The 22,584-nt window shown below is 73.5% G+C and carries 21 protein-coding genes; 5 read left to right on the top strand and 16 right to left on the bottom strand.

From position 1 onward, the window contains the following. Positions 1–43: 43 nt before the first annotated feature. Complete coding sequence (locus ACIGHB_RS28205; protein ID WP_399916784.1) at positions 44–7,426, bottom strand: hypothetical protein; 7,383 nt, start codon at positions 7,424–7,426, stop codon at positions 44–46. 323 nt (positions 7,427–7,749) lie between these two features. Here ACIGHB_RS28205 and ACIGHB_RS28200 point away from each other — a divergent pair, with 323 nt between their 5' ends. Further along, complete coding sequence (locus tag ACIGHB_RS28200; RefSeq protein ID WP_399916781.1) at positions 7,750–9,024, top strand: Cmx/CmrA family chloramphenicol efflux MFS transporter; 1,275 nt, start codon at positions 7,750–7,752, stop codon at positions 9,022–9,024. Here the strand turns inward: ACIGHB_RS28200 and ACIGHB_RS28195 are convergent. The 9 genes from ACIGHB_RS28195 to ACIGHB_RS28155 form a co-directional block, all read right to left on the bottom strand. Continuing rightward, positions 8,969–9,556 carry a GNAT family N-acetyltransferase gene (locus ACIGHB_RS28195; RefSeq protein WP_360308499.1) on the bottom strand — a complete coding sequence of 196 codons (588 nt, stop codon included), beginning with the start codon at positions 9,554–9,556 and terminating at the stop codon, positions 8,969–8,971. The two genes, ACIGHB_RS28200 and ACIGHB_RS28195, sit on opposite strands and share 56 nt — an antisense overlap. Beyond that, complete coding sequence (locus ACIGHB_RS28190) at positions 9,490–10,374, bottom strand: hypothetical protein (protein ID WP_399916779.1); 885 nt, start codon at positions 10,372–10,374, stop codon at positions 9,490–9,492. Before ACIGHB_RS28190 ends, ACIGHB_RS28195 begins: the two co-directional genes overlap by 67 nt. Further along, positions 10,290–10,988: a DUF6875 domain-containing protein gene (locus tag ACIGHB_RS28185; RefSeq protein WP_399916777.1), complete on the bottom strand. Its 699-nt coding sequence runs from the start codon at positions 10,986–10,988 to the stop codon at positions 10,290–10,292. The genes ACIGHB_RS28190 and ACIGHB_RS28185 overlap by 85 nt, the downstream gene beginning before the upstream one ends. Next, on the bottom strand, positions 10,985–11,395 hold the full coding sequence (locus ACIGHB_RS28180; protein ID WP_399916775.1) for a hypothetical protein: 411 nt from the start codon (positions 11,393–11,395) through the stop codon (positions 10,985–10,987). The genes ACIGHB_RS28185 and ACIGHB_RS28180 overlap by 4 nt, the downstream gene beginning before the upstream one ends. A 250-nt stretch (positions 11,396–11,645) precedes the next feature. Then, positions 11,646–11,834, bottom strand: a complete 189-nt coding sequence (locus ACIGHB_RS28175) for a hypothetical protein (protein WP_399916773.1) — start codon at positions 11,832–11,834, stop codon at positions 11,646–11,648. 48 nt (positions 11,835–11,882) lie between these two features. Next, positions 11,883–12,701, bottom strand: coding sequence for a Scr1 family TA system antitoxin-like transcriptional regulator (locus ACIGHB_RS28170; protein ID WP_391082765.1), 819 nt, complete (start codon positions 12,699–12,701; stop codon positions 11,883–11,885). After that, positions 12,698–13,192 carry a DUF6879 family protein gene (locus ACIGHB_RS28165; RefSeq protein WP_391082762.1) on the bottom strand — a complete coding sequence of 165 codons (495 nt, stop codon included), beginning with the start codon at positions 13,190–13,192 and terminating at the stop codon, positions 12,698–12,700. The genes ACIGHB_RS28170 and ACIGHB_RS28165 overlap by 4 nt, the downstream gene beginning before the upstream one ends. A 16-nt stretch (positions 13,193–13,208) precedes the next feature. After that, complete coding sequence (locus ACIGHB_RS28160) at positions 13,209–13,403, bottom strand: hypothetical protein (protein WP_359716125.1); 195 nt, start codon at positions 13,401–13,403, stop codon at positions 13,209–13,211. Positions 13,404–13,513: 110 nt separating this feature from the next. Further along, positions 13,514–13,771: a winged helix-turn-helix domain-containing protein gene (locus tag ACIGHB_RS28155; RefSeq protein WP_399916770.1), complete on the bottom strand. Its 258-nt coding sequence runs from the start codon at positions 13,769–13,771 to the stop codon at positions 13,514–13,516. A gap of 148 nt (positions 13,772–13,919) precedes the next feature. On the opposite strand from ACIGHB_RS28155, the gene ACIGHB_RS28150 reads away from it, so the two are divergent. Further along, positions 13,920–14,270, top strand: coding sequence for a hypothetical protein (locus ACIGHB_RS28150; protein WP_399916768.1), 351 nt, complete (start codon positions 13,920–13,922; stop codon positions 14,268–14,270). Positions 14,271–14,488: 218 nt separating this feature from the next. Here ACIGHB_RS28150 and ACIGHB_RS28145 read toward each other — a convergent pair whose 3' ends face one another. Both ACIGHB_RS28145 and ACIGHB_RS28140 read right to left on the bottom strand, forming a co-directional pair. Beyond that, on the bottom strand, positions 14,489–14,761 hold the full coding sequence (locus tag ACIGHB_RS28145) for a DUF4031 domain-containing protein (RefSeq protein ID WP_399916766.1): 273 nt from the start codon (positions 14,759–14,761) through the stop codon (positions 14,489–14,491). 25 nt (positions 14,762–14,786) lie between these two features. Beyond that, a complete protein-coding gene (locus ACIGHB_RS28140) occupies positions 14,787–15,143 on the bottom strand; it encodes a hypothetical protein (RefSeq protein ID WP_031015735.1) in 357 nt (118 codons plus the stop codon). Positions 15,144–15,255: 112 nt separating this feature from the next. Here ACIGHB_RS28140 and ACIGHB_RS28135 point away from each other — a divergent pair, with 112 nt between their 5' ends. The 3 genes from ACIGHB_RS28135 (at position 15,256) to ACIGHB_RS28125 (ending at position 18,870) form a co-directional block, all read left to right on the top strand. Further along, positions 15,256–16,251 carry a MurR/RpiR family transcriptional regulator gene (locus tag ACIGHB_RS28135; RefSeq protein WP_399916764.1) on the top strand — a complete coding sequence of 332 codons (996 nt, stop codon included), beginning with the start codon at positions 15,256–15,258 and terminating at the stop codon, positions 16,249–16,251. Between the two features lie 99 nt (positions 16,252–16,350). Further along, entirely contained in the window at positions 16,351–17,301 is a 951-nt protein-coding gene (gene murQ / locus ACIGHB_RS28130) for an N-acetylmuramic acid 6-phosphate etherase (RefSeq protein WP_391082748.1), read from the top strand. A 42-nt stretch (positions 17,302–17,343) separates the two neighbouring features. Further along, positions 17,344–18,870 (top strand): PTS transporter subunit EIIC, encoded by a 1,527-nt coding sequence (locus ACIGHB_RS28125; protein ID WP_399916762.1) that lies wholly within the window; start codon positions 17,344–17,346, stop codon positions 18,868–18,870. A gap of 118 nt (positions 18,871–18,988) precedes the next feature. Here the strand turns inward: ACIGHB_RS28125 and ACIGHB_RS28120 are convergent, their stop codons facing one another. From ACIGHB_RS28120 to ACIGHB_RS28105, 4 genes are read right to left on the bottom strand one after another with little or no spacing between them, the layout of a single operon-like run. Further along, positions 18,989–19,435, bottom strand: a complete 447-nt coding sequence (locus ACIGHB_RS28120) for a S26 family signal peptidase (protein ID WP_399916760.1) — start codon at positions 19,433–19,435, stop codon at positions 18,989–18,991. A gap of 10 nt (positions 19,436–19,445) precedes the next feature. After that, entirely contained in the window at positions 19,446–21,377 is a 1,932-nt protein-coding gene (locus ACIGHB_RS28115) for an ABC transporter ATP-binding protein (RefSeq protein WP_399916758.1), read from the bottom strand. Between the two features lie 23 nt (positions 21,378–21,400). Continuing rightward, the gene (locus ACIGHB_RS28110) at positions 21,401–21,937 is read right to left on the bottom strand and encodes a TlpA family protein disulfide reductase (RefSeq protein WP_399916756.1); all 537 of its coding nucleotides are present in this window, start codon (positions 21,935–21,937) and stop codon (positions 21,401–21,403) included. 49 nt (positions 21,938–21,986) lie between these two features. Next, positions 21,987–22,565, bottom strand: a complete 579-nt coding sequence (locus ACIGHB_RS28105; RefSeq protein WP_399916754.1) for a MauE/DoxX family redox-associated membrane protein — start codon at positions 22,563–22,565, stop codon at positions 21,987–21,989. Positions 22,566–22,584: the final 19 nt, after the last annotated feature.

Below are 22,584 nucleotides of genomic sequence, written 5' to 3'. Positions count from 1 at the left end.
AATTATGGGCCGGGTTTCGGACCCGGATATGAAGGGGTGCCCGTCACGGCACGTGGATGACGGTGATCCTCCCTGTGAGCTCCGGGGTGTCCGCCACCATGTGACGGAATGCGACGGCGGCCTTCTCACTGCTGACGTAGTAGACGATCGGCACCCATTCGTCCACGTCCGCCGCCACCTTGGCCCCCGCCACCTGAGCCTTGGCCTCGTTGATCGGAGCGGTGATGAACGGCTTGAACTTGCCGGTGGCGGAATCGATGATCCCGTCGCTCTCCCAGAACTTGGCGTCGATGAGCTTACCGTTCTGGTATCCGTCGAGCTTGACGTGCTCGCCCTTGCGGCCGGCCACCTTGTACTTCATCTTCAGCTTGTAGACGAAGCCCTCCGGCACACCGTTGGTCACCCGCTGCTGATAAGCGGCGGCGGCGGCGCCCATGTTCTCGGTCTCCGCGGACCAGAAGCCCGGTCCCTGGACACCACCGACCCAGCAGCCCGGCCCGGTGCGATCCCCGCTCGCGGCGGAGAAGGACGCGACCCGGAAGGTCTGCGCACGCGAGGCCGCGCCGTCGACCCGCTCACAGACGTCGTCGAGCTTCCGCACGATCCTGGAGACCATGCCCTGGACGGCGGCCTCGGTCATGCCCGTGGCGCGCAGCGCCAGCCAGGCGTCGGTGAACCCGATGCCCGTCTTGAGCGCGGCGTCCATCGCCGTCACCGCCGCCTTCGCGGACTTGAACAGCGCGCCCGCGACGAACCAGCCCGCCGCCCAGGCGCAGTCGCCCCAGCTGCCGCCGGAGAGGCCCGGGGTGATCTTCTTCGCGCAGCCGATGAAGTCGCCCAGGAGCACGTCGATCGGATCGATGCCCGAGTTGAACTCGACCATCGTCAGCGTGTAGCTGAGCCGTTCGGTCGTCGCCTCGGACACGTCGGGGCCGAGGTAGACCGTGTCGGCCTTCGGGCAGCTGCCGGAGTACGAGCCCTGCTCCGCCACGCACATGAACAGGTCGACGTGCGACTTGTACGTGACGTCGGCCGTGATCGTGCAGTCGCCGAAGTGGATGATCGGGTTGCAGTTGTCCTTGACGACGTTCTTCGGCTCACCGATGTACTCGATGTGGTCGAGGACCGTCCACACACCGCCGAGACCGGTGGTGACACCCTGCTGGATCTGCTCGGTGTTGCCGGCGCTCTCCGTGCGGTCCGCCGCGTCCTGGGCCTCCTCGGCGGCGTCGCGCGCCCCCTCGGCGGCCTTCTCGGCGGCGGTCGCGTCGGTCTCCGCCTTGTCGGCGGCCGTGCGGGCGGCGGCCGCGTCGGCCTCCGCCTGCGTGGCGACCTGGCGGGCGTGGGCGGCATCCTTCTCCGCCTCCGTCGCCGCGCTGTCGGCCGCCGCCGCGTCCTGCTCGGCGTCGTTCGCCGCCCAGTTCGCCGCCATCGCGTCGACACCGGCCGACTGCGCGTAGCCGTCGGCACGCGTGGCCGAGCCCTGCGCGGCCTTGGCGTCGGCCGCGGCCTGGTTGGCCGATGCCTGCGCCCGCTGGTACGCCTTGGCGGCGCGCAGCGCGTCGGCGGCGGCCGCGGCCGACGCCTCCAGGGCCAGCTTCATGTCCGCCGCGGCCTGCGCCGCGAGGGCCTTCGCCTCGGCCGAGAACTCCTCGGCCAGACCGGCCGTGGCCGCCGCGACGGCCGCCTGCTGCTGCGCCACCGTCAGGGACGACTGCCCCGTCAGGACCGCGAACGCGGCGGAGCTGTCCTCCTGCTGGTACGGCGTGCCGAGCGCGATCGCCTCGTTCGCCGGCCGGGTCACGGCCGCGGCGGAGTCACGGGCCGCGAGCGAGGACGCCACGGCAGCCTGCGCCTTGCCGGCGGTCACCGCCGCCCAGTTCGCGGTCTGCTGCGCCTCGGCACGTGCGGCCGTCGCCTCGGTCTTGGCGGTCTTGGCCGCCGTGTTCGCCTTGGCGGCCTCCTCCTTGGCCCCCTTCGCGTCGGCCGCCGCCGCCTCGGAGGCGTCGATGGCCTCGGCCGCCTTCGCGTGCGCGGTGGCGGCGGAACCGGCGGCGACCAGGTACGACGCCCAGGTGGCGTCGGCCGCCGCCCGGGCCCGGGACGCGGCGCCCTGCGCCTTGGTGGCGGCCTCGCGCGCGTTCACGGCGGCGGCCGTGGCCGCGTTCGCCGACGAGCGGGCGCTGGTGGCCGCCGTGGTGGCGGTGTTCGCGGCCGAGCGTGCGTCGGTCGCGGCGGCCCGGGCGGACTCGGCCGCGTCCGTACCGTCCACGGCGGCGGCGTGCGCCTCCAGCGCCTCCGCCTTCGCGACCAGCGAGTCGCGTCGCTGCTCCGCCTCCAGGGCGTCGTCGCGGGCGGCGACGGCGTCCCGTTCGGCCTGTTCGGCGACCTTCCGCTTGTCGGAGGCGACCGTGCCGGACGCCTCGGCCGAGACGCGGGCGTCGCTCGCGATCCGGCCCTGGGCGACGGCGTCGGCCTCGTGGCCCGAGGCGATGTCCCGCTCGCGCTCGGCGGTGGCCCGGTAGGCCGCCGCGTTGGCGCGCTCCAGCTCGGCGACGGCGCGGGTCCGCTGCGCGTCGGCGGCGGCCTGGCGGGCCTCCTCCTCCTCGCGGGCCGCGTCCTCCTTGGCCTTCTTCGCGATGGCCGCGTTGTTCGCGGCGGAGGTGGCGTACGCGTCGGCGCTGTCGGCGGCGGCCTTCGCCTGGGCGGCGGCCTCCTGGGCGGCGATGCGGCGGAACTCGGTGCTGACCGCGTGCGCCTCGGTCTTCGCGAGCGCCAGCAGCGCCTGCGAGGTGGAGACGGTGGCGTTGGCCGCGTTCAGGGCCGTCTCCGTCGCCTTGGCGGCGGCGGTCGCGGCGGCGCCCGAGGCCCGGGCCACCTGCACGGACTGCTGGGCGTACATCAGACCCCGGCCGCGCGGCACCTCGGCCGCGTCCGCGATGGTCCACGCCTGCTGCTGGGCCGTGACCGCGCGCGCCGAGGCGGCGTTGGCGGCGGTGGCCTGCTCGGCCGCGGCGGCCTTCAGCGCCTGGACGCGGCCCCTGGCCTTGGCCAGGTCCGTGTTCGCACGGTCGAAGAGCGCCTTCTTCGGCTTGAGGATGTGGTCCGGGTCGCGCTCCAGCTGGTCGTGCCAGTACTTCTGCCAGCGCAGGATCTGGTCGGCGAGCCACGCCTGCCCGATGGCCTCCACCATGTTGTCGGTGGCGGCGCGGGTCGCGGCGGCGGCGTCGGCCTCCGCGCGCATGATGACCGCGCGGGGCGCCGCCTGGCCGGCGTACTCGGCCTCCCACTCGACGGACGCCTGCGAGGCGGCCTCGCTGAGGGCGTTGCGCGGGTCGACCGGCTCGGCGTGGTTGCAGGTGGCCCACGCCTGCTTGAGGTGCTCGACCTCGGCGCGGAAGGCGGGGCTGTCCTCGGTCACCTTGCCGGCGGGGAAGCCGCCGTGACGCAGGTACGTGGCGATGTCGGCGGCGGTGGTGCCGCCGGCCCAGCGGGTGTTGCCGGTGTTGGAGTCCCGGAGCATCCAGTCGGCGGCCCAGTCGTGCCAGGCGTCCTCGCCGAGGTTGCGCTCGGTGATCTCACGGGCCTTGGCCAGCGCCTCGGGGCCGGCGTTGGTGTGCCCGTCCCAGCCGATGCGGTCGATCAGCTTCGCCTGCGTGGAGTGGGTGAAGCCGAGGATGTCGGCGCCGAACTCCGGTGCGTGCAGGGTGATGCCGTCGTCGAAGGAGCTCATCGCGTACGGCCGGTTGGCGTCCTCCAGGATCGCCTTGCGGGCCGCGATGGTGTCCAGGTACCCGTACCCGGCCTGCTTGTCCTGGTCGCCGGCGAGGCCCAGCGGCATCAGCTTGATCCAGCCGACGTCGCCGACGACCGCGCGCAGCTGCGCGTCCGTGCCGGTCAGGCCCTCGATGGCCTTGGCCTTGGTCTTCGCTCCGCCCGCGTGCAGGGCGACGCCGGTGAGGCAGCGGTCCAGGCGCGGGGTCTCGCGGGCTTCGCGGATGACCGAGGTCAGCTCGTTGAGCCGGCGCAGGGCGTCGTCGGCGTCGCGGAAGAGCGTCCGGACGCCGTCGGAGACCTGCTCGATCGCCTGGGAGAGCGCGGGCATGCGGCCCACGATCGCCGCGTGGGAGGCGATGTCGACGAGCTCCCAGAGGCACTCCTCGACGTCCGAACCGGCCAGGCACTGCTTGACCTTCGCGGCGTCGAGCTGCTCGAAGAGGATCCGGCCGCCGTTCTCGGTCGCCCACTCCACGATGTCGACGGAGACGGCGGCGAGGCCGTCGCGGTAGTCGTCGACGCAGGTCTGGCCGCAGGCGTCGAGGAGGATCTTCTCCTCCCTCTCACCGAGCCTGGGCCAGTTGTTCGCGCCGCCCTCGATCGGGGTGACGCCTTCGGCGAGGGCCTCCTTGTGGGCGGCCTCGTTCTTCTCGCGCTGCTCCCGCTCGGCCTTCTTCGCGGCCTCTTCGGCGGCGGTGGAGTCGCCGGTGGCGTCGGACGCCTTGGACTCGGCGTCCTTGGCGGCCTTCTCGGAGTCGGTCGCCTTCTTCGCGGCGTCCTGGGCGGCCTCGCCGGCCCGCCCCGCCTTCTCCCGCGCCTCGGCGGCGTGCCGTTCGGCGTCGGTGGCCTCCCGGTCGGCCTCCAGCGCGGCGTCGCCCGCCTCGTCGGCGGTCGTACGGGCTCCGGCGGCGTCGTTCCCGGCCTGCTGGGCGTGGCCGGCGGCGGCCTCGGCGGCCGTCTTGGCGCCCGCCTGGGCGTCGGTCGCGCGGGCGGCGGCGGTCTGGGCGCGGGTGACGGCCTCGGCGGCCCGGACCGAGTCGGCGGCGGCGCGGGCGGCGGCCTCGGCCGCCAGCTTCGCGTCGCCCTGGGCCTGCGCTGCGGCGGCCTGGGCGTCGGCGGCGGCCTGGGTGGCCTCCGCCGCCTTGGCCTCGGCCGCGGCGGCCTGCTGTTCGGCGATGGTCTTCGACGACTGGCCGACGAGGACGGCGAAGGCCGCGGCGGCGTCCCTCTCCTGGTACGGCGTGCCGGAGGCGACGGCCTCGGCGCCGGCCGTGACGGCCTCCCGGGCCACGTCACGGGCGGCCAGGGCGGCCTGTCCCGCGGCGTAGGCGCGGCCGACGACGACGGCCGCGGACTTCACGGCGTCGTCGGCGTCCTCCTGGGCGGCGACGGACTCCAGTCGGGCCTTCTCCGCCAGCGCGGTCGCGTTCTGCGAGGCGGTGTCGGCCAGGTCGGCGCGGGTGGCGGCGTCCTGGGAGGCGTCGAGGGCGGTCGCGGCGGCGGCGCGGGCCGTGGACGCGGCGCCGAGCGAGGTGTAGTACCCCTCCCACGCCTTGCTCGCGCTCGCCTCGGCGCGCCGGGCGGCGCCCTCGGCGGTGGTGGCGGCGGACCGTGCGCCGACGGCGGCCGTGGTGGCCTGGTCGGCCGCGGTCTGCGCGGCGCCGGCGGCTTCCGCGGCCTGGGTGGCGGCGGTCCGGGCGGCCGTGGCGGCGGCCCGGGTCTCGGCGGCGGTGGCGGTGCCGTCGGCCGCCGCGGCGGCGGCCTCCAGGGCGGCGGCGCGGGCGGCGGCGGCGAGCTTGCCCTGGAGGGCGGCGACCGCCTTCTCCCGGGCCGCCTTGGCGGCCTTCGCCCGGTCGTCGGCGGTCTTCCGCTTGGCCGTGGCGTCGGTGGCCGCGGTGGAGGCGGCGGTGTCGGCGGTCTGCGCGGCGGTCTTCTGCGTACCGGCGCGCTGCTCCGCCTCGACGGCCTTGGTCCGCTCGGCGGCGGCCTTGGCGCGCTCGGCGACGGCGGTGGCCTTCTCCGTCTGCGCCTTGGCCCGCTCGGTCGCGGCGGTCGCGGCGGCGTTCTTCGCCTTGTCCCGCTTCTGCTCGGCGGTGGTGCGGGCGGCGACGGCCGTATCGGCGGCGTCGGCGGCGGCCGTGGCGTTGGCGGCGGCGCTGTCGGCGGCGGCCTTCGCCTGGGCGGCGGCCTCGACGGCGGCGACCCGGCGGAACTCGGTGCTGATCGCCTTCGACTCGGTCTGCGCCTTGGCGAGCAGCGCCTCCGCGTCGGCGATCGTCGCGTGCGTCGCGGACCGGGCGGTCGCGGTGGCCTTGGCGGCCGCCGAGGCGGCCGCGGCGGAGGCGCGGGCGACCTGGACGGACTGCTGGGCGTACATGAGGCCCCGGCCGCGCGGCACCTTGGCGGTGTCGGCGAAGGACCATGCCTCCTGCTGCGCGGTGGCGGCCTTCCCGGCGGCGGTGGCGGCCTTGGCGGCCTGCGCGTCGGCCGCGGTGACCAGGGCGGCGGCGTCGGAGCGGAGCTTCGCGAGCTCGGCCGTCGCCTTGTCGTACATCGCCTGGTCGGGCTTGCCAAGGATGGTGTCGGGGTCGGCGGCGAGGGTGTCCTGCCAGTACTTGCGCCAGGTGAGGATCTGCTCGGCGCGCCAGGCGAGGCCGATGGCCTCGATCATGTCGTCGGCGGCCTCGCGGGTCGCCGCGGCGGCGTCGGCCTCGGCCTGGATGATGACGGCCCGCTGCGGGGCCTGCCCGGCGTACTCCTGCTCCCACTCGACCATGGCGGTCATCACGGGCGCGTTGAGCATCCGGCGCGGGTCGACGGGGTTCTGGAAGTCGCAGGCGGCCCACGCCTGCTTCAGGTCCTCGACCTCGACCCGGTAGGCGGGCGAGTCCTTCGCCGGGGCCTCGGTGGCGAAGCCGCCGCGCCGCAGGTAGGAGGCGATGTCGCTGGCGGTGGTGCCGCGCCACCAGTCGGTGTTCTTGAGTTCGCTGTCGTCCAGCATGGAGTCGGCGGACCAGTCGTGCCAGTCGTCCTTGCCGCGGTTCTCCTCGGCGACGGCGCGGGCGCGGGCGACGGCCTCGGGGCCGGCGTTGCTGTGCCCGTCCCAGCCGAGGCGCCAGGCCATCTCCTTCTGGGTGACGAGGGTGAAGCGGGTGACGTCCTCGCCGAACTCGGGGACGTGCCACTCCATGTCGTCGCTGGCCCAGGCCGACTCGGCGTACGGCTTGTTGGCGGCCTCCAGGGCCATGTTGCGGTCGTAGACGGCCGTGGCGTAGGCGCCACCGGCCTCCTCGTCGGCGTCGCGCGCCTGGCCGAGGGGGCCGTAGCCGAGCCAGCCGAGGTCGCCGACGACGGTGCGGAGCTGTTCCTCGGTGCCGGTGAGGCCCTCGATGGCCTTGGCCTTCATCTGGCCGCCGCCGAAGTGGAGGGCGACGCCGGTGAGGCAGCGGTCGAGGCGCCGGTCCTCGCCGATGCTGTTCCGGTAGAGGCCGTCGTCGACCTCTGGGGTGGTCTCCGCGACGGCGGGTGGCGCCTGGACCAGGCCGGTGAGCACGGCGGACGCGGTGATGAGCGCCGTCGCACCGGTGGCCCGGGTGAGGGCGGAGCGGATCCGACGCCGGCGTCTGCCGACGTCTCTGAGCAAGGACATGTCTGCCTCTGCGTTCTCGTGGTCGGTACGGGCGGCACCGCCCCACGAGGACGCGAGGTTCAGGCATGGGCATGACATACAGGAGCAGGCAGCACGACGTACGCCGGCGTCCTCACCCCACCCCGTGAGCCGGCGCTGCCGCTTACGCGGCGACGATGCCACGCCGGACGGCGGCACCGGAAGATCGAAAAGGGACAGGACCGTCGACCTTGATCATCTTGTTACCGCGCGTAAGCCCGCTGGTCACCCCCGGTCCCGTCTCGTATCGCGAGAAGAACCGGCCCGCCGGAATGACAGGAACCAACCATCGGTTGACCCATGTCATGCCGTCTCCCTCCGCCGAGCCCACGCCCGCCCCCGCGCTCCCCCGTACCGCTCCCCGGATGCCCCTCGCCGTCTACATCCTGGGCCTCTCCGTCTTCGCGCTCGGCACGAGCGAGTTCATGCTCTCCGGCCTCCTGCCGCCCATCGCGGAGGACATGGGCGTCTCCATCCCCCAGGCCGGCCTGCTGATCTCCGCCTTCGCCATCGGCATGGTCGTCGGCGCCCCGCTGCTCGCCGTCGCGACCCTCCGGCTCCCCCGGAAGACCACCCTGGTCGCCCTGATCACCGTCTTCGGCCTCGGCCAGATAGCCGGCGCGCTCGCCCCGAGCTACGGCGTCCTCTTCGCCTCCCGCGTGATCAGCGCGCTCGCCTGCGCCGGCTTCTGGGCCGTCGGCGCGGCCGTCGCCATCGCGATGGTCCCGCACGGCTCCCGGGCCCGCGCGATGGCCGTCATGATCGGCGGCCTCTCCATCGCCAACGTCCTCGGCGTCCCCGCCGGGGCCTTCCTCGGCGAGCACCTCGGCTGGCGCTCCGCCTTCTGGGCCGTCGGCGCCGCCTCCGCGATCGCCCTCGTCGGCGTCGTCACCCGCATCCCGCACATCCCGCTCCCGGAGACGCGGCCCCGCCTCAAGCGCGAGCTCACGATCTACGGCGACCGCCAGGTCCTCCTCTCGATCGTGATCACCGCCCTGGCCGCGGGCGGCGTCTTCTGCGCCTTCTCCTACCTGGCCCCGCTCCTCACCGACGTCTCGGGCCTGGACAAGGGCTGGGTCTCGGCCGTCCTCGGCCTCTTCGGCATCGGCGCCCTGATCGGCACCGTGATCGGCGGCCGGGTCGCCGACGCCCACCTCTTCGGCGTCCTGCTCAGCGGCATCACCGCCTCCACGGTCTTCCTGGTCGCCCTGGCCTTCCTCGCCTCCAGCCCGGTGGCGACGATCCTCCTCGCCTTCCTCCTCGGCGTCTCCGCCTTCTACACCGCCCCCGCGCTCAACGCCCGCATGTTCAACGTCGCCGGCGCCGCCCCCACCCTGGCCGGCGCCACCACCACCGCCGCCTTCAACCTCGGCAACACCGGCGGCCCCTGGCTCGGCGGCACCGTCATCGACGCCGGCCTCGGCTACGCCTCCCCCGCCTGGGCCGGCGCGGCGATGACGGCCGTGGCCCTGGCGACGGCGGCGATCGCCCTCAAGCTCACCCGCCCCTCCGAGTCGAGGGTGGTCACGGGCGCGCAGGGCACGCCGGCGAAGCAGCAGGCGTACGACCACCAGGGCTGACCCCGCGCTCAGGTGCGGCCAACCGGTACTCGACCATCCCGCCGCACCACCCGACCCGCGTGAACCCCGCCTTCTCCAGCACCCGACCCGAGGCGCCGTTGTCCGGGTGATGCCTGGCGCCGAGGGAAGTGAAGCCCCCGGCGCCGAAGGCGAAGGAGACGAGCAGCCGAACGGCGCTCGTGGCGTGACCGCTCCGCCACCGGTCCTCGCGCAGGACGTAGCTCACTCGCCCGTGACCGCCTGACCGGCGGCCGAGCTTCACGACGCCGACGAGGTCCCCGTCGACCTCCACGCCGAGGACGTACTGGACCACCGGATCGGCCGTGGCCCATTCCCGTACACGCGCCACGTACTCCACCGCCTCCTGCCCGCCCATCCCGGCCCGTCCGAGAAAGGCCACGGCGGCTCCGCTGTAGACGCGCCGGACAGCCGTGGCGTCATCGGCGGTCAGCGGGCGCAGCCCGGTCACCGGGCGAGCGATGCGACGACCGCGGCAGCCGTGGGGCGGTCCGCCGGCACAGGAGCGAGACATGCGGTGATCGCCGCCTCGAACTCCGGGAAGGTCCAGGGCCGGACCTTCGGCAGCGGGACGCAGACGCCTCGGGCGATGGCCTCCAGTTTCACCCCGCGATCGTCGGCGTCCTCGTACGCGACGGGTCGCCGTCCGGTCCAGCACCAGTACAGCGACGCGCCGAGCCCCCAGACGTCCGCCTCGGGAGTCGCCCGTACGTGGGCGTCCCCCGGCGTCGCGAGGACGGCGGCCGCGATCTCGGGGGCGGTGGTGTGCGTGAGAGCACCCCGGTAGGGAAGGCGCGGACGGTCATCGGGCCCGCAGGCGAGGGCGTAGTCGATGAGTGCCGCCCTCCCGTCGGCCGCGACCAGGGCGTTGGTGGGCTGGACGTCCGCGTGGGCCCATCCGACGGCATGCATCCGGTCCAGGCACCCGGCCCACGTCCGGGCGGCGTCGAGAAGCCACGGCCGCGCCCCCGGCCGGTCCCCGGCCCGCACCGGGGCGAACGCCTCCCACACCGGCTTGCCGTCGGCCCACCGCACGGCGAGCCACCGCCCGCCCTGCCACGCGCCCGCGCCCACCCGATACCCGGGGCGCACCGCTCCGGCCTCGACGAGCCGGGCGAGGTGCACGTCCTCCTGTGCCAGCTCCGCGGCCTTGTCCCGCGCCCCGCCGCCGTAGGGGTCGTTCGCCTTCAGTGCGACGGCTCCCCGAGGGCCCTGGACCTTCCAGGCCCGCGAACCGCGCCGATCGCTCAGGAGCCGCGCGCGGAGGGGTTCGCCGAGATGGCTCTTGAGACGGTGGACGGCCTCGTCCGGGGGAGAAAGCGCCTCGTCCACGTACGGATCTCCTGCCAGTCGTGGGGAATGCCCTCGAAGACGTCGCGGCCGTCGTCGTCGGCCACGCCAAGTGCGGCGGCCAGATCGGGAGTCGAGCGGAGAAGCCGGGGATCACGTCGGCGGACGGCCGCCCGCACGGCAAGGAACGAAACCGGGGCCGCCGGGAGGCGATCGCCCGCCGCCGAGATCTCCTCCTCGCCCTCGTGGAACTTGCCGACCATGATCCCGACCGGGCCGTACAGGTTCTTGAGGGCCCAGTGCGGCCACGCCAGAAGCGCCCGGTGCCCGACCCCGGGCGTCTCCCCCAGGAGAACGACGTTCTCGCACCGCAGGAACCCGTGGGGCTGACGGATCAGGGGCCGTAACCGCTCGGCGGCCGCCGCCCCGGCGTGGAACAGTTCCGCCTCCACCGCTCCCGCGTCACCGTCGACTCCGTAGACGGTCCACGAGGTCAGCCCCCGCTCCACGGAGGGGCCCAGGTAGGGGCAGTGCGCGGTCGTCCGCCGCACGTACCCGGTGACGTCCACGGACCGCGGCCGGACCGCGCCGGCCTCGACGAGGCGGAGCGCCCCGGCGGTCGGCCGGGACGCCCCGTCGGTGCGCGCGGGACTCACCGGCCGACGGGCGCGAGGTCGTCGCCGTCCCCGGTGGTCGGGGTGCAGTCCCACTCGGCCACGACCCGCCCGGTCTCCCGGTAGCGCGCCAGCGCCGTCTCGTCCAGCCGCCCCTCCTCGTCGGTGAACCAGATCTCCGGCAGCGGGCCGTACGCCTCCTCGTACGCCGCCACCCACCCGATCTGCCCCGCCCCTCTCGCCTCCCGGTGCCCGAGGACCGCCCCGGCGTGCCCGGTGCAGAAGCCCGCGTACTCCGGGGTGGCGAGCATCCGGTGCCACACGGCGTCCACGGCCCGCGAGAACATCTCAGCGGCCCCTTCCCCACACGCGAACCGCCGCCCGGCGATGCCCAGGAACCGGCCGAGTTCCCGGCGCTCGATCGTGGTGGGCCTCTTCGTGTCACTCATGTGGTGCTCCTTCCGACGGTGTTCCGTGTTCTCGTGGATGCCATCCGGGACGAGGGTCCGGGAGCGGGGCCGTACCCTCGCGCGACGGATGGGCGTAGCCGCATCGGGTGCAGGCGTATCGCCCTTTCACGCCGAGGACGGCGCTCGGCGGGCATGACGGCCGGGTCCTCGTAGTCGTCGAGGAGATCACGGAGGACGCCGACGCGTCCGTACCCGTCCCGGACGAGCCTCCCGACATCCTTCGCGGTGATCACATCGGCTCCGGGCACACGGCGCCCGTGTGCCGATAGACGACGTTCACCAGGACCCCAGGGTCCGTGCCGGTCACAAAGCCGCGCCGCACCCGCTCGCCCCGCCCGATCGGCTGCTCGCACCGCCGGCACATGTGCCCCGACGGGGCGTGCGTGCCGTACTCGTCCGTGATGTCGTTGATCGCCATGCCGTCCAGATTCGCCCTGCGGACAACGCCGATCCAGAGGCTTTCCCGTTACCGCAAGAGTTCGTCCCGGACGCCTTCGAGCAGGCCGGTCGTCTCCGTGCCGACGACAGCGTCTTCGGCGAAGTCGTCGAACTTCGCCACGTACGTGGCGACGTCCCGAGGGTCGGTCACGACGACTTCCGCATGCACGGTCTCCACGGTCACGGCTCTGTCGTCCCTGATGACGAACGCATGGTTCGGGATGTCGCGCTTGGGTCCCACAAGGGGGACGACACGGAGGTCTACGTTCGGAAGCCTGGTGACGGAGATCAGCTTGTCGAGCTGACCGACCATGACCATGGGCGGGACGATGAGCCATCTCAACACCGGTTCCGTGATGACGAACCGGAACGTCTTGGATTCGTCGTAGAGCACGGCTTGCCTTTCGAGCCGTGCCGCCACGGTGCGGCGTACGGTCTCCTCGGTCAGGTCGTCGTGACGAGCCAGAATCGCGCGCGCGTACTCGGGGGTCTGGAGCAGGCCGGGGACAAGCGCCGGCTGGAAGACTCGGAGAAGGCTCATCCGGGCCTCGATGGCCCTCAGCCGCTCCTGTGCCTTGTGGAGTCCGGCACGCTGGATCAGACGCCAGGCCGTGGCCTCTGTGGCCACGGCGCGAGCTGCGTCCAAGTACTCGGCTTTGACAGCAGCCGACACTTCGAGGGCGGTGAGGATGCGGTCCACATCGTCGGCGCTCGGGGTCAGTTTCCCCGTCTCGATCTTGCTGAGCTTGCTGGGAGACATGACGGCGCTGCGGGCAACGGCCTTGGCCTCCTTCCCGGAAGAGACCCGCAAGGCCCGCAGCGCAACGCCAAGCTCCGAACGGTTCATTCGGCGTGCTTGGCCCACCAGTCGACGAACGGCACGGCATGCTCCAGGGCCTTGTCCCTGTACGCCACGTATTCGGCCCCGTCGGCATCCGGTAGAACCTCGGCGCCAGCGAACCCGCCGTCGTCCGTATAGCACATGGACACGGCCGTGGTGGAGTCGAACAGCCAGAAGTCCCCTGTGTTCTGCAAGGGGTTGATCCGGTCCGTGACGTCGAGGACGAAGAACTCTTCCCCGGCCGTCGCGTTCGTCACGTACCCCCACCCGAGTTCGAACCTCAGGTACGGAGTCAGGGGGCGGCTGAGGATGTGAACGCGGTAGACCCTGCGTCCTGACCGGGTCCATGCCCCGACCTCATCGAGCCAGTCGGCGTTGTAGTCGTCCGGCATCGGCTCGCCGTCGAGAAACCTCCGGTAGGCGTCCACGTTGCCGGAGTGGCTGTAGTCGTCCAGCGTTTCCAGCCGGAAGGCTTCCCTGCTGAAGCCGTCGAACATGTCACCCAGGGTGCGGTCAGGCACTGGCGGTGTCTCCGAACGCCTGCCGGATCAGGTCCATGGGGATCTCCACGAGGGTTTCGTGATCGGGAATGCTGAGACCGTGATCGGTCGGGGTCTCCCCCTGCACGAGAATCGTGCCCCGGTCGGTCTTGTAGATGGTGGGGCAGTCCCGCTTGTCACAGCTCTTCGCGAGCATGGTCACCTTCACGACGATCCCCTTACTCGTAGGTGTCTCCGATGGTTGCGGGCGGGACACTCGGGAGGCAAGAGGGTCCGGTTTCCACAACGGGAAAGCCCCTCTGCGGCAAGGACGGACGCTCAGTCGGTCGGGATGCCGTCCCCGGGCTCGGCGGCGGATGGCAGCGGGTCGGCGGCGTACGAGCCCTTGTGCGGGAGGGTTTCGATCAGTCCGCGCTCGCGCAGGTCCCGCAATGCGCGCCTGATGGTCCTGTCCGCGACGCCGTGCGTCTCGGCGAGCCGCACGATGCCGGGCAGGGCCCCGCCGGGCGGGACGTGTCCCGACCGGATCTCTTCCTCGATGGTGCGTGCGATGCGCTGCCACTCGTACTCGGCCATGCGTCCAGCTTCGCGCGGTGTACCGAGACCCGCACTGGCGGCACATGGTGCGCCACAGGCGTCCATGGTCTACCGTGGTACATCACAAAGGAGCCCCCGCGACCGTTGGAGCGGCCCGGGGGCGTGGCCACCAACCCCACGGAGGTTGATGACGGTGAGCATTATCCACGCCTTGCTACGCCTGTTCTCGGAGGCGTTCCCGCCCGGTTCCCGGCACGGTCGGACGGACGCTCCGGCCCCCGCCTCCGTCCGTCCGGCCGACAAGGCCCGGCCGAAGCCGGTCCGGGAGACGGCCGCCCGCCCCCGCTCCCCGTACGGACTCCCCGAGACGTTCGACGGGGAGGGCACCGCCCTCGTCCGGCCCTACCTCGTCGCGCACGAGCGACAGGAGGAAGGCGCCCGGCAGCGGTGGAGGCGGGCCTGCCTCGTCCTCGCGGCGGACTTCGGGGTCGATCTGGACACCCGGGACGTCCACGCGGTGGGGGTGATGGCGTGGTGAGCGGGCCGGCCGCCGGGCCGCCCGCGCGGAGGCCGGTCCGGATGTGTGTGCGCTGCCATCAGGTCACGGACGCGCCCGTGACCGTCGCGGAGGTGCACCAGAGTTCCGGTCCCGGATGGAAGGTGTACGCCTGCCCGGAGTGCGCGGCACACTTCCCGCCGCTGCCGGACGTGGCCGACCTCTTCCCCCGGGGCAGGGAGCACCCGGGGTAAGTACGGCTACCCCTCCGCCGCCCGCCCCTTCGGACGGCGGAGGCCCGCCGTCGTGAGGCGGCGGAGGAGTTCCTTGGAGCCGACCGGGACGGCGCCGGCCGCGAGGGCGGCGTCGTACCAGTCCGCCGGGATGTCGTAGTGGTCGCGGTCGAAGCCGCGCTCCGGGGCGCCGATCGACGCGGCGAAGGCGTGCAGCTCCTCGAAGGAGACGTCGCTCACCAGGTGCGACCACATGCGGCCGTGGCCGGGCCAGGTCGGGGGGTCGATGTAGAGGGTCACGGGCGGAGCCCCGTACCGGCGCGCCTCACGTCAGACCCCCCACCCGCGCCACCACCACGCCCTGCTTGCCGCAGACCCAGTGCGGGTCCGGGCCCAGTTCCGGTTCGACGTCGAGGGCGTGGGGGTCGCCGGACGAGCAGACGGGGCAGAGGGGCCAGCGGCCGTACGCCTCCAGGAGGGCGTCCTGGACGTCCTGGGCGACGAGGCCCGCGACGTACTCGACGCCCTCGGGCCACTGCTCGACCCACCAGCGGCGGTGCGTCACCGCGTCCTCCACCATCGACACGACCTGGGCCGCGGCCACGTCACGGGCCGCGAGGTCGGCCAGCACCAGCGCGCGGGCTGCGTGCAGCGCCTGCTCCACGGGGTCGATGTCGTCCATGGGGTCATTGTCACCCGACACACCCGGAAGGACGAAGGTCCCGCCCTTCCGCCCCTGATCCGGGCCTTACGGGCTCTTGTCCACGCCGGCCCCTTGAAAGTATCTTTCAAGCGTGACCAATGATGTGAAGGAAACTTTCAGCGGCGAGGCGCCCGTCGCACCCCACGCGCCCGTCGCATCCCCCGCGCCGGCCGCGCCCCCCGCGCCCCCCGCGCCCGTCGCACCCCCCGCGCCGGCCGCGCTCGCCGCCAAGGTACGGACCCTCTCCCCTTCCATGACCCGCTCCATGCAGCGGGTCGCCGAGGCCGTCGCCGGGGACCCCGCCGGCTGCGCCGCCCTCACGGTCACCGGCCTCGCCGAACTGACCGGCACCAGCGAGGCCACCGTCGTCCGCACCGCCCGCCTCCTCGGCTACCCCGGCTACCGCGACCTGCGGCTCGCCCTCGCCGGCCTCGCCGCCCAGCAGCAGTCCGGCCGGGCGCCCTCCGTCACCGCCGACATCGCCGTCGACGACCCGGTCGCCGACGTCGTCGCCAAGCTCGCCCACGACGAGCGGCAGACCCTCGCCGACACCGCCGCCGGGCTCGACACCGTCCAGCTCGGCGCCGTCGCCGCCGCCTGCGCGTCCGCCCGCCGCATCGACGTGTACGGCGTCGGCGCCTCCGGCCTCGTCGCCCAGGACCTCGTGCAGAAGCTGCTCCGGATCGGGCTGATCGCCCACGCCCACAGCGACCCGCACCTCGCCGTCACCAACGCCGTGCAGCTCCGCTCCGGCGACGTCGCCCTCGCCATCACCCACTCCGGCTCCACCGGCGACGTCATAGAACCGCTCCGGGTCGCCTTCGAGCACGGCGCGACCACGGTCGCGATCACCGGCCGCCCGGACGGGCCGGTCAGCCAGTACGCCGACCACGTGCTGACCACCTCCACCGCCCGCGAGAGCGAGCTGAGACCGGCCGCCATGTCGTCCCGCACCAGTCAACTCCTGGTCGTGGACTGCCTGTTCACCTGCGTCACCCAGCGTACGTACGAGACCGCGGCCCCTGCCCTCGCGGCCTCGTACGAAGCCCTCGCCCACCGTCACGCGCCCCGCACGACCACCCGTTGACCCACCCCCACCCGCCCCGCACGACCTCCCGCTGACCCCACCACCACCCGCACCGCACCACCACCCGCTGACCCACCACCACCCGCCGAGACCGCGACCATGAAAGAGCAGCCGCCCGTGTCCACCACGTACTCCGAACTCCGCGCCCAGCTGGCCTCCCTCACCACCGAGGCGTTCCGTCCCGAACTGGCCGAGATCGACCGGCTGTCCACCCTGGAGATCGCCCGCATCATGAACGGCGAGGACGAGACCGTCCCCGCCGCCGTCGCCCGGCAGCTGCCCGCGATCGCCGCCGCCATCGACGCCACCGCCGAGCGGATGGCCCGGGGCGGCCGGCTGCTCTACCTGGGCGCCGGCACCGCCGGCCGGCTCGGCGTCCTCGACGCCAGCGAGTGCCCGCCCACCTTCAACACCGACCCCTCCCAGGTCGTCGGCCTGATCGCGGGCGGCCCCTCCGCCATGGTCCAGGCCGTCGAGGGCGCCGAGGACTCCAAGGAGCTCGCCGCCGCCGACCTCGACGCCCTCGGCGTCGGCCCGGACGACACCGTCGTCGGCATCTCCGCCTCCGGCCGCACCCCGTACGCCATCGGCGCCGTCGAGCACGCCCGCGCCCTCGGCGCGCTCACCATCGGCCTGTCCTGCAACGCGGACAGCGCGCTCGCCGCCGCCGCCGAGCACGGCATCGAGGTCGTCGCCGGACCCGAACTCCTCACCGGTTCCACCCGGTTGAAGGCCGGGACGGCGCAGAAGCTCGTCCTCAACATGATCTCGACGATCACCATGATCCGGCTGGGCAAGACCTACGGGAACCTCATGGTCGACGTCCGCGCCTCCAACGAAAAGCTCCGGGCCCGCTCGCGCCGCATCGTCGCGCTCGCGACCGGCGCCCCCGACGAGCAGATCGAGGCCGCGCTCACCGCCGCCGAGGGGGAGGTGAAGAACGCCATCCTGATCATCCTCGCCGACGTCGACGCCGCCACCGCGGACCGGCGCCTGCGGGACTCCCACGGCCATCTGCGCGCGGCGCTGCACGCGACCACCGGCACCTGACCCGCCCCTCCCCCGTCCCCGTACCGAAGGCACCACCGCACCATGAGCACAGACGACAAGAACCGCGCCATCGCCGCCGCGATCCTGCCCCTCGTCGGCGGCGCCGGGAACATCACCTCCGTGGCCCACTGCATGACCCGCCTCCGGCTGGGTCTGCGCGACCGCTCGCTCGTCCAGGACGAGTCCCTGAAGGCGCTGCCGTCCGTGATGGGGGTGGTGGAGGACGACACGTACCAGATCGTCCTCGGCCCCGGCACGGTCGCCCGCGTGACCCCCCAGTTCGAGGCCCTGGTGGCCGAGGGGGCCGCGGCCGCACCGGCCCACACCGCCGACGAACCGGCGGTCCACACCGCCGGCGAACTGGCGGCCCAGGGCGCCGCGATCAAGGCGGCCCAGAAGGCGAGGAACGCGACCCCGTTCAAGCTCTTCCTCCGGAAGATCGCGAACATCTTCGTCCCGCTGATCCCCGCCCTGATCGGCTGCGGCATCATCGCCGGCCTCAACGGCCTGCTGATCAACCTCGGCTGGCTGCCCGGCGTCACCCCGGCGCTCGCCGCCATCGCGAGCGGCTTCATGGCCCTCATCGCGGTCTTCGTCGGCTACAACACCGCCAAGGAGTTCGGCGGTACGGCGATCCTCGGCGGCGCGGTCGCCGCGATCATCGTCTACGCGGGCGTCGCCAAGATCGAGGTCTTCGGCCAGGCGCTCTCCCCCGGCCAGGGCGGTGTCCTCGGCGCGCTCGGCGCGGCCGTCCTCGCCGTGTACGTGGAGAAGTGGTGCCGCCGCTGGGTGCCGGAGTCCCTGGACGTCCTGGTCACCCCGACGCTCACCGTGCTCGTCTCCGGCCTGGTCACGATCTTCGGCCTGATGTTCGTCGCCGGCGAGGTCTCGCAGGCCATCGGCGACTTCGCCAACTGGCTCCTGGAGAACGCGGGCGCAGGCGCCGGCCTCCTCCTCGGCGGCCTCTTCCTGCCGCTGGTGATGCTCGGCCTCCACCAGGCGCTCATCCCCATCCACACCACCCTGATCGAGCAGCAGGGCTACACGGTCCTCCTCCCGATCCTGGCGATGGCGGGCGCGGGCCAGGTCGGCGCGGCCATGGCGGTCTACCTGAAGCTGCCCCGCAACGGCTCCATCCGCCGCACCATCAAGTCCGCCCTCCCGGCCGGCTTCCTCGGCGTCGGCGAGCCGCTGATCTACGGCGTCTCCCTCCCGCTGGGCCGCCCCTTCATCACCGCCTGCGTCGGCGGCGCGTTCGGCGGCGGCTTCATCGGCCTGTTCAACATGCTGGGCGACAAGGTCGGCTCCACCGCCATCGGCCCGTCCGGCTGGGCGCTCTTCCCGCTCCTCGACGGCAACAAGGGCCTCGGCGAGACGATCGCGATCTACGCGGGCGGGCTGCTCGTCGGCTACCTCACCGGCTTCGTCGCCACCTACTTCTGGGGCTTCAGCCGCGAGCTGATCGAGGAGTTCGACGTGGACCCGGAGGCGGCGGCGACGCCGGCGCCGGTGGCGGCCGGCGGCCCCACCGCCGGCACGGCGGGCACCCCGGAGCCCGTGAAGGTCTGACGGAGGGAAGGAACGAAGAAGGAGCTGTACGGCTCCGAAGGACGAGGCCCCGTCCCCGCGCGCGTGTCGCGGGGTCGGGGCTCCGTCGGTCGTGCCCGCCCGCGACGGGGCCGCGCCGTCATCCCGCCCCGTCGAGGACCACGCCGACGACGCTGGACACCGGCAGCAGGCCCCAGAAGCGGGAGTCCGTGCTGAAGGCCGGGTTGTCGCCGAGCAGCGCGACCCGGCCCGGCGGGACCAGCGTGCCCTCCGGGACGCCGGCCGCGGCGCACACCTCGGGCGGTACCGGCTCCCCGGCGAGCGCGGCGACCCGCTTCACCACCAGCGGCGGCCGCCCGGCCGGCGCCGCGCCCCGGCGGGGCGGCACGAGCCCCTCCGGCGGGGCGACGAGCACGATCCGGCCGGTGCGCAGCCGGGCCGCGCCGCTGCGGAGCACCAGGACACGCTGCCCGTCCCGCAGCGCCGGCATCATGCTCGGCCCGTCGATCCGCAGCCGGGAGAGGCAGCGGCGCAGCAGCACCAGGAGCAGCAGCGGGCCGGCGACCGCGGCCAGGATCACGTACACGTCGTCCTCCTCACGCCACCGGGTCCGGGAACTGCGCCCGGTCCGGGTCCGGCGCGTCGGTACGGTAGCCGTCCGCCTGGAGCGTGAACAGCTCCGCGTACCGGCCGCCGCCGTCCATCAGCGTCTCGTGCGTCCCCTGTTCGACCACCCGCCCGTCGCCGAGGACGACGATGTGTCCGGCGTCGCGGACGGCGCTGAGCCGGTGCGAGATGACCACGCCGGTCGCGCCGCCCCGCAGGGTGCGCAGGCTGTCGTGGATCTCCTTCTCCGCCTCCGCGTCGAGGCCGGCGCTGGGCTCGTCGAGGATGAGCAGGTCGGCGTCGGCGCGCATGAACGCCCGTGCCACCGCCACCCGTTGCCACTCGCCGCCGGAGAGCGACTGTCCGCCGAAGGCCGCCGCCTGCTCCCCGTCGGGGAGGAAGATCCGGCTGAGGAGGGTGTCGTAGCCGGCGGGCAGGCGGGTGAGCCGGTCGTGGATGCCGGCCGCCCGCGCCGCGCCGGTGACCGCGCCGGTGTCGCCGGCCCGGTCGAGCCGCCCGAGGCCGACGTTCTCGCCGGCGGTGAGGTCGTACCGGCAGTAGTCCTGGAAGACGACGCCGATCCGGCGGCGGTATTCGTCGGGCGTGAAGCGGCGGATGTCGGTGCCGTCCCAGAGGATGCGGCCCTCGGTGGGGTCGTACAGCCGGCAGAGCAGCTTCACCAGGGTGCTCTTGCCGGCGCCGTTCAGTCCGACGAGCGCGGTCGCGGCGCCCGCGGTGAGCGTCAGGTCCACCCCGCGCAGCACCCACGGCGAGGTGTCGTCGTACCGGAACCAGACGTTCTCGAAGGTGATCGAGGAGCGCAGCGGGCGGGGTTCCTCGGCCGGTCCCTCCAGCTGCCGCAGGTCGGGGGTCATGTCGCGCAGGGCCCGGTAGGAGACGAAGGTGAGGAGGGCCTGGTAGGCGTTGCTGCCGGTGCTCGCGAGCTGGCCGACGCCGGTCTGGATGGCGGCGGTGGCGGCGAGGAAGACGGAGACGTCGCCGACGGAGAGCGTGCCGTCGCCGACGGCCCTGACGACCCAGACGAGCCCCACGCCGTAGACGGCGACGCCGAGGACGGACGGCGGAACTCCCCTGAGGAGGTTACGGAGTTCGGTGCGCCGCTCGGCCTCGGACGCGACGGCCAGCTCCGCCCGCGCCCGGTCCTTGAAGTGGTCCTGGAGCCCGAAGAGCCGGATCTCCTTCACCGCGTCGGTGTCGGTCAGCAGGCCGGCGTAGAACAGCTGGCGGCGGCTGTTCGCCACGATGTCGCGGATGACGGCGGCCCGCCGGCGGCCCGCGGTGAGCTGGGTGCGGAAGGTGGGCAGGGCCATGACGACGGTGAGCGCGCCGAGCAGCGGGTTGAGGACGCAGATCGTGACCAGGAAGCCGAGGAAGGTCACGGCCGCCTGCACCCCGCCGACGACCGAGCCGATCAGCATGCCGGGCGCGGAGGAGCCGGCCTCCTGGGCGAGCCGCAGCTCGTCCTGGAAGGCCGGGTTCTCGAAGTACCGCAGTCCGGGGAGCCGGTTGACGCCCTCGAACAGCTCGTCCTGCACCGTGAGCTGGAGGCGGCGGGCGTGCTGCTCGCGGAGGAAGTCGGTGACGGCGGGGACGAGCGCGATGGCGAGGCTGACGGCCACCAGGAGGACGGCGACGCGGACGAGGGCGTCGGTGGGCCGGTGCTGGGTGATCGCGTCGAACAGCTCGCGGACGAGGAGCGCGGCGGCGGCGGGCAGCAGCCCCGCGACGACGCTCCCCGCCAGGTAGAGCAGGAGCGCGCCCCGCCCGGCCCGCCAGGCGAGCCCGGCGGCGGTCCGCCCGGCGCGCGCGACGTCCTTGCGTCCGGTGCGGGCGGGGCGGGCGGGACATTCGGGCACGGGGCCGTCGGGCATGGGGCCGTCGGGCACGGAGCTGTCGGTCACGGAGCCGTCGGGTCCGGGGCCGTTCACGGGTGGGCGGGCGCCGTGGTCGCGGCGGCGACCTGGCCGCGGTCGCTGACGCGTCCCTGGGCGTCGACGTCGAGATAGCTGGGCCAGCGGACGATGCCGAAGGAGGCGGAGGCGCCGTGGGAACCGGCGGTCTCGGTGACGACCCGGGCGACCGGATCGAGCAGGTCGATCATCCGCTGCCGCTCGGGTCCGCCGCCCTTGAGGAAGACGAGCACATGTTCCCGGCCACCGGAGAAGTCCTTCGCCATGGCGGCGAATTCCGGCGCCTGCTCGACACACGGCGTACACGTCGTGGAAAGGAATCCGATGACGGATCCGGGCGCGACGGAATCCCGGTCGATCTCCTCGCCGGAATGCGTGACGGTCCGGAATTCGGGGACCGGGGAACCGTCGGGGAGGGTGTTCTCGGGAGCGTCGGACACGTATTCACCGGAATTCCCGGCGGAAGGGGAGGTCCGGCGCGCGAGGGCGAGCAGCAGGAAGAGGTTGAAGACGGAGAGACAGCCGATCAGCACGACGGCGGCGACAAGCATGGAAAGGGCCTCGCTTGGATTCTCGGCGGATGCGGAAGGGTGGTCGTCGTCAGGAGGAGGTCCGCCGGCCGGCTCGGGAGGCGGGGGCGGCGAAGACGTCGGCGAGCAGGTCCGTGGAGAGGACGAGCGCGCTCACGCAGACCCCGCCGAGGACGCCGGTGAAGACGCCGGTGAAGCCGAGGGAGTCGAGGGCGCCGAGGACCGGGACGGACGCGGGTCCGCCCGCGGCGAGGGAGGCGAGGAGCCCGGTGGCGGTCGCCCCGAGGAGGACGGCGTTGCGGACGAGATGGGCGGGGCCGACCCGGGTGCGGGAGGCGCCGAAGCAGGAGCAGGAGGTGTCGATCCTCCGGCGGAGGACCGAGGCCAGGGCCGCGGTGAAGACCGCGATCAGGCCGAAGGAGAGGGCGAAGGCCCAGGTGGTGAGGGCCGGGACCCAGACGGCGACGGCGAGCGCCACCTCCAGGACGGGGACCGCCGCGGCGATCGCGCCGACGGTGCCCAGCGGCACGATCCGCATCTCCCGGACGGTCGCGCGGAACTCCCTGGGGGCGCGCGCCTTTCCCAGCGCGGAGACGGCGAACACGACGGCCACGACGCACCGGAAGGCGAGGATCAAGGAGTCGGTCACGGTCGTTCCTCCGTCGGAT

Source organism: Streptomyces sp. NPDC085460 (genome assembly GCF_044541975.1).
Taxonomy (GTDB): domain Bacteria; phylum Actinomycetota; class Actinomycetes; order Streptomycetales; family Streptomycetaceae; genus Streptomyces.
The sequence above is the reverse complement of the archived record's forward strand: the minus strand, read 5'-3'. Positions and strand labels throughout refer to the sequence as shown.

Coding starts and splice junctions, on each gene's coding strand:
- ACIGHB_RS28205 (WP_399916784.1), bottom strand. CDS start 7,426: ATGTCCTTGCTCAGAGACGTCGGCAGACGCCGGCGTCGGATCCGCTCC.
- ACIGHB_RS28200 (WP_399916781.1), top strand. CDS start 7,750: ATGCCGTCTCCCTCCGCCGAGCCCACGCCCGCCCCCGCGCTCCCCCGT.
- ACIGHB_RS28195 (WP_360308499.1), bottom strand. CDS start 9,556: ATGTCTCGCTCCTGTGCCGGCGGACCGCCCCACGGCTGCCGCGGTCGT.
- ACIGHB_RS28180 (WP_399916775.1), bottom strand. CDS start 11,395: ATGAGTGACACGAAGAGGCCCACCACGATCGAGCGCCGGGAACTCGGC.
- ACIGHB_RS28175 (WP_399916773.1), bottom strand. CDS start 11,834: ATGGCGATCAACGACATCACGGACGAGTACGGCACGCACGCCCCGTCG.
- ACIGHB_RS28170 (WP_391082765.1), bottom strand. CDS start 12,701: ATGAACCGTTCGGAGCTTGGCGTTGCGCTGCGGGCCTTGCGGGTCTCT.
- ACIGHB_RS28165 (WP_391082762.1), bottom strand. CDS start 13,192: ATGTTCGACGGCTTCAGCAGGGAAGCCTTCCGGCTGGAAACGCTGGAC.
- ACIGHB_RS28155 (WP_399916770.1), bottom strand. CDS start 13,771: ATGGCCGAGTACGAGTGGCAGCGCATCGCACGCACCATCGAGGAAGAG.
- ACIGHB_RS28150 (WP_399916768.1), top strand. CDS start 13,920: ATGACGGTGAGCATTATCCACGCCTTGCTACGCCTGTTCTCGGAGGCG.
- ACIGHB_RS28140 (WP_031015735.1), bottom strand. CDS start 15,143: ATGGACGACATCGACCCCGTGGAGCAGGCGCTGCACGCAGCCCGCGCG.
- murQ (WP_391082748.1), top strand. CDS start 16,351: ATGAAAGAGCAGCCGCCCGTGTCCACCACGTACTCCGAACTCCGCGCC.
- ACIGHB_RS28125 (WP_399916762.1), top strand. CDS start 17,344: ATGAGCACAGACGACAAGAACCGCGCCATCGCCGCCGCGATCCTGCCC.
- ACIGHB_RS28110 (WP_399916756.1), bottom strand. CDS start 21,937: ATGCTTGTCGCCGCCGTCGTGCTGATCGGCTGTCTCTCCGTCTTCAAC.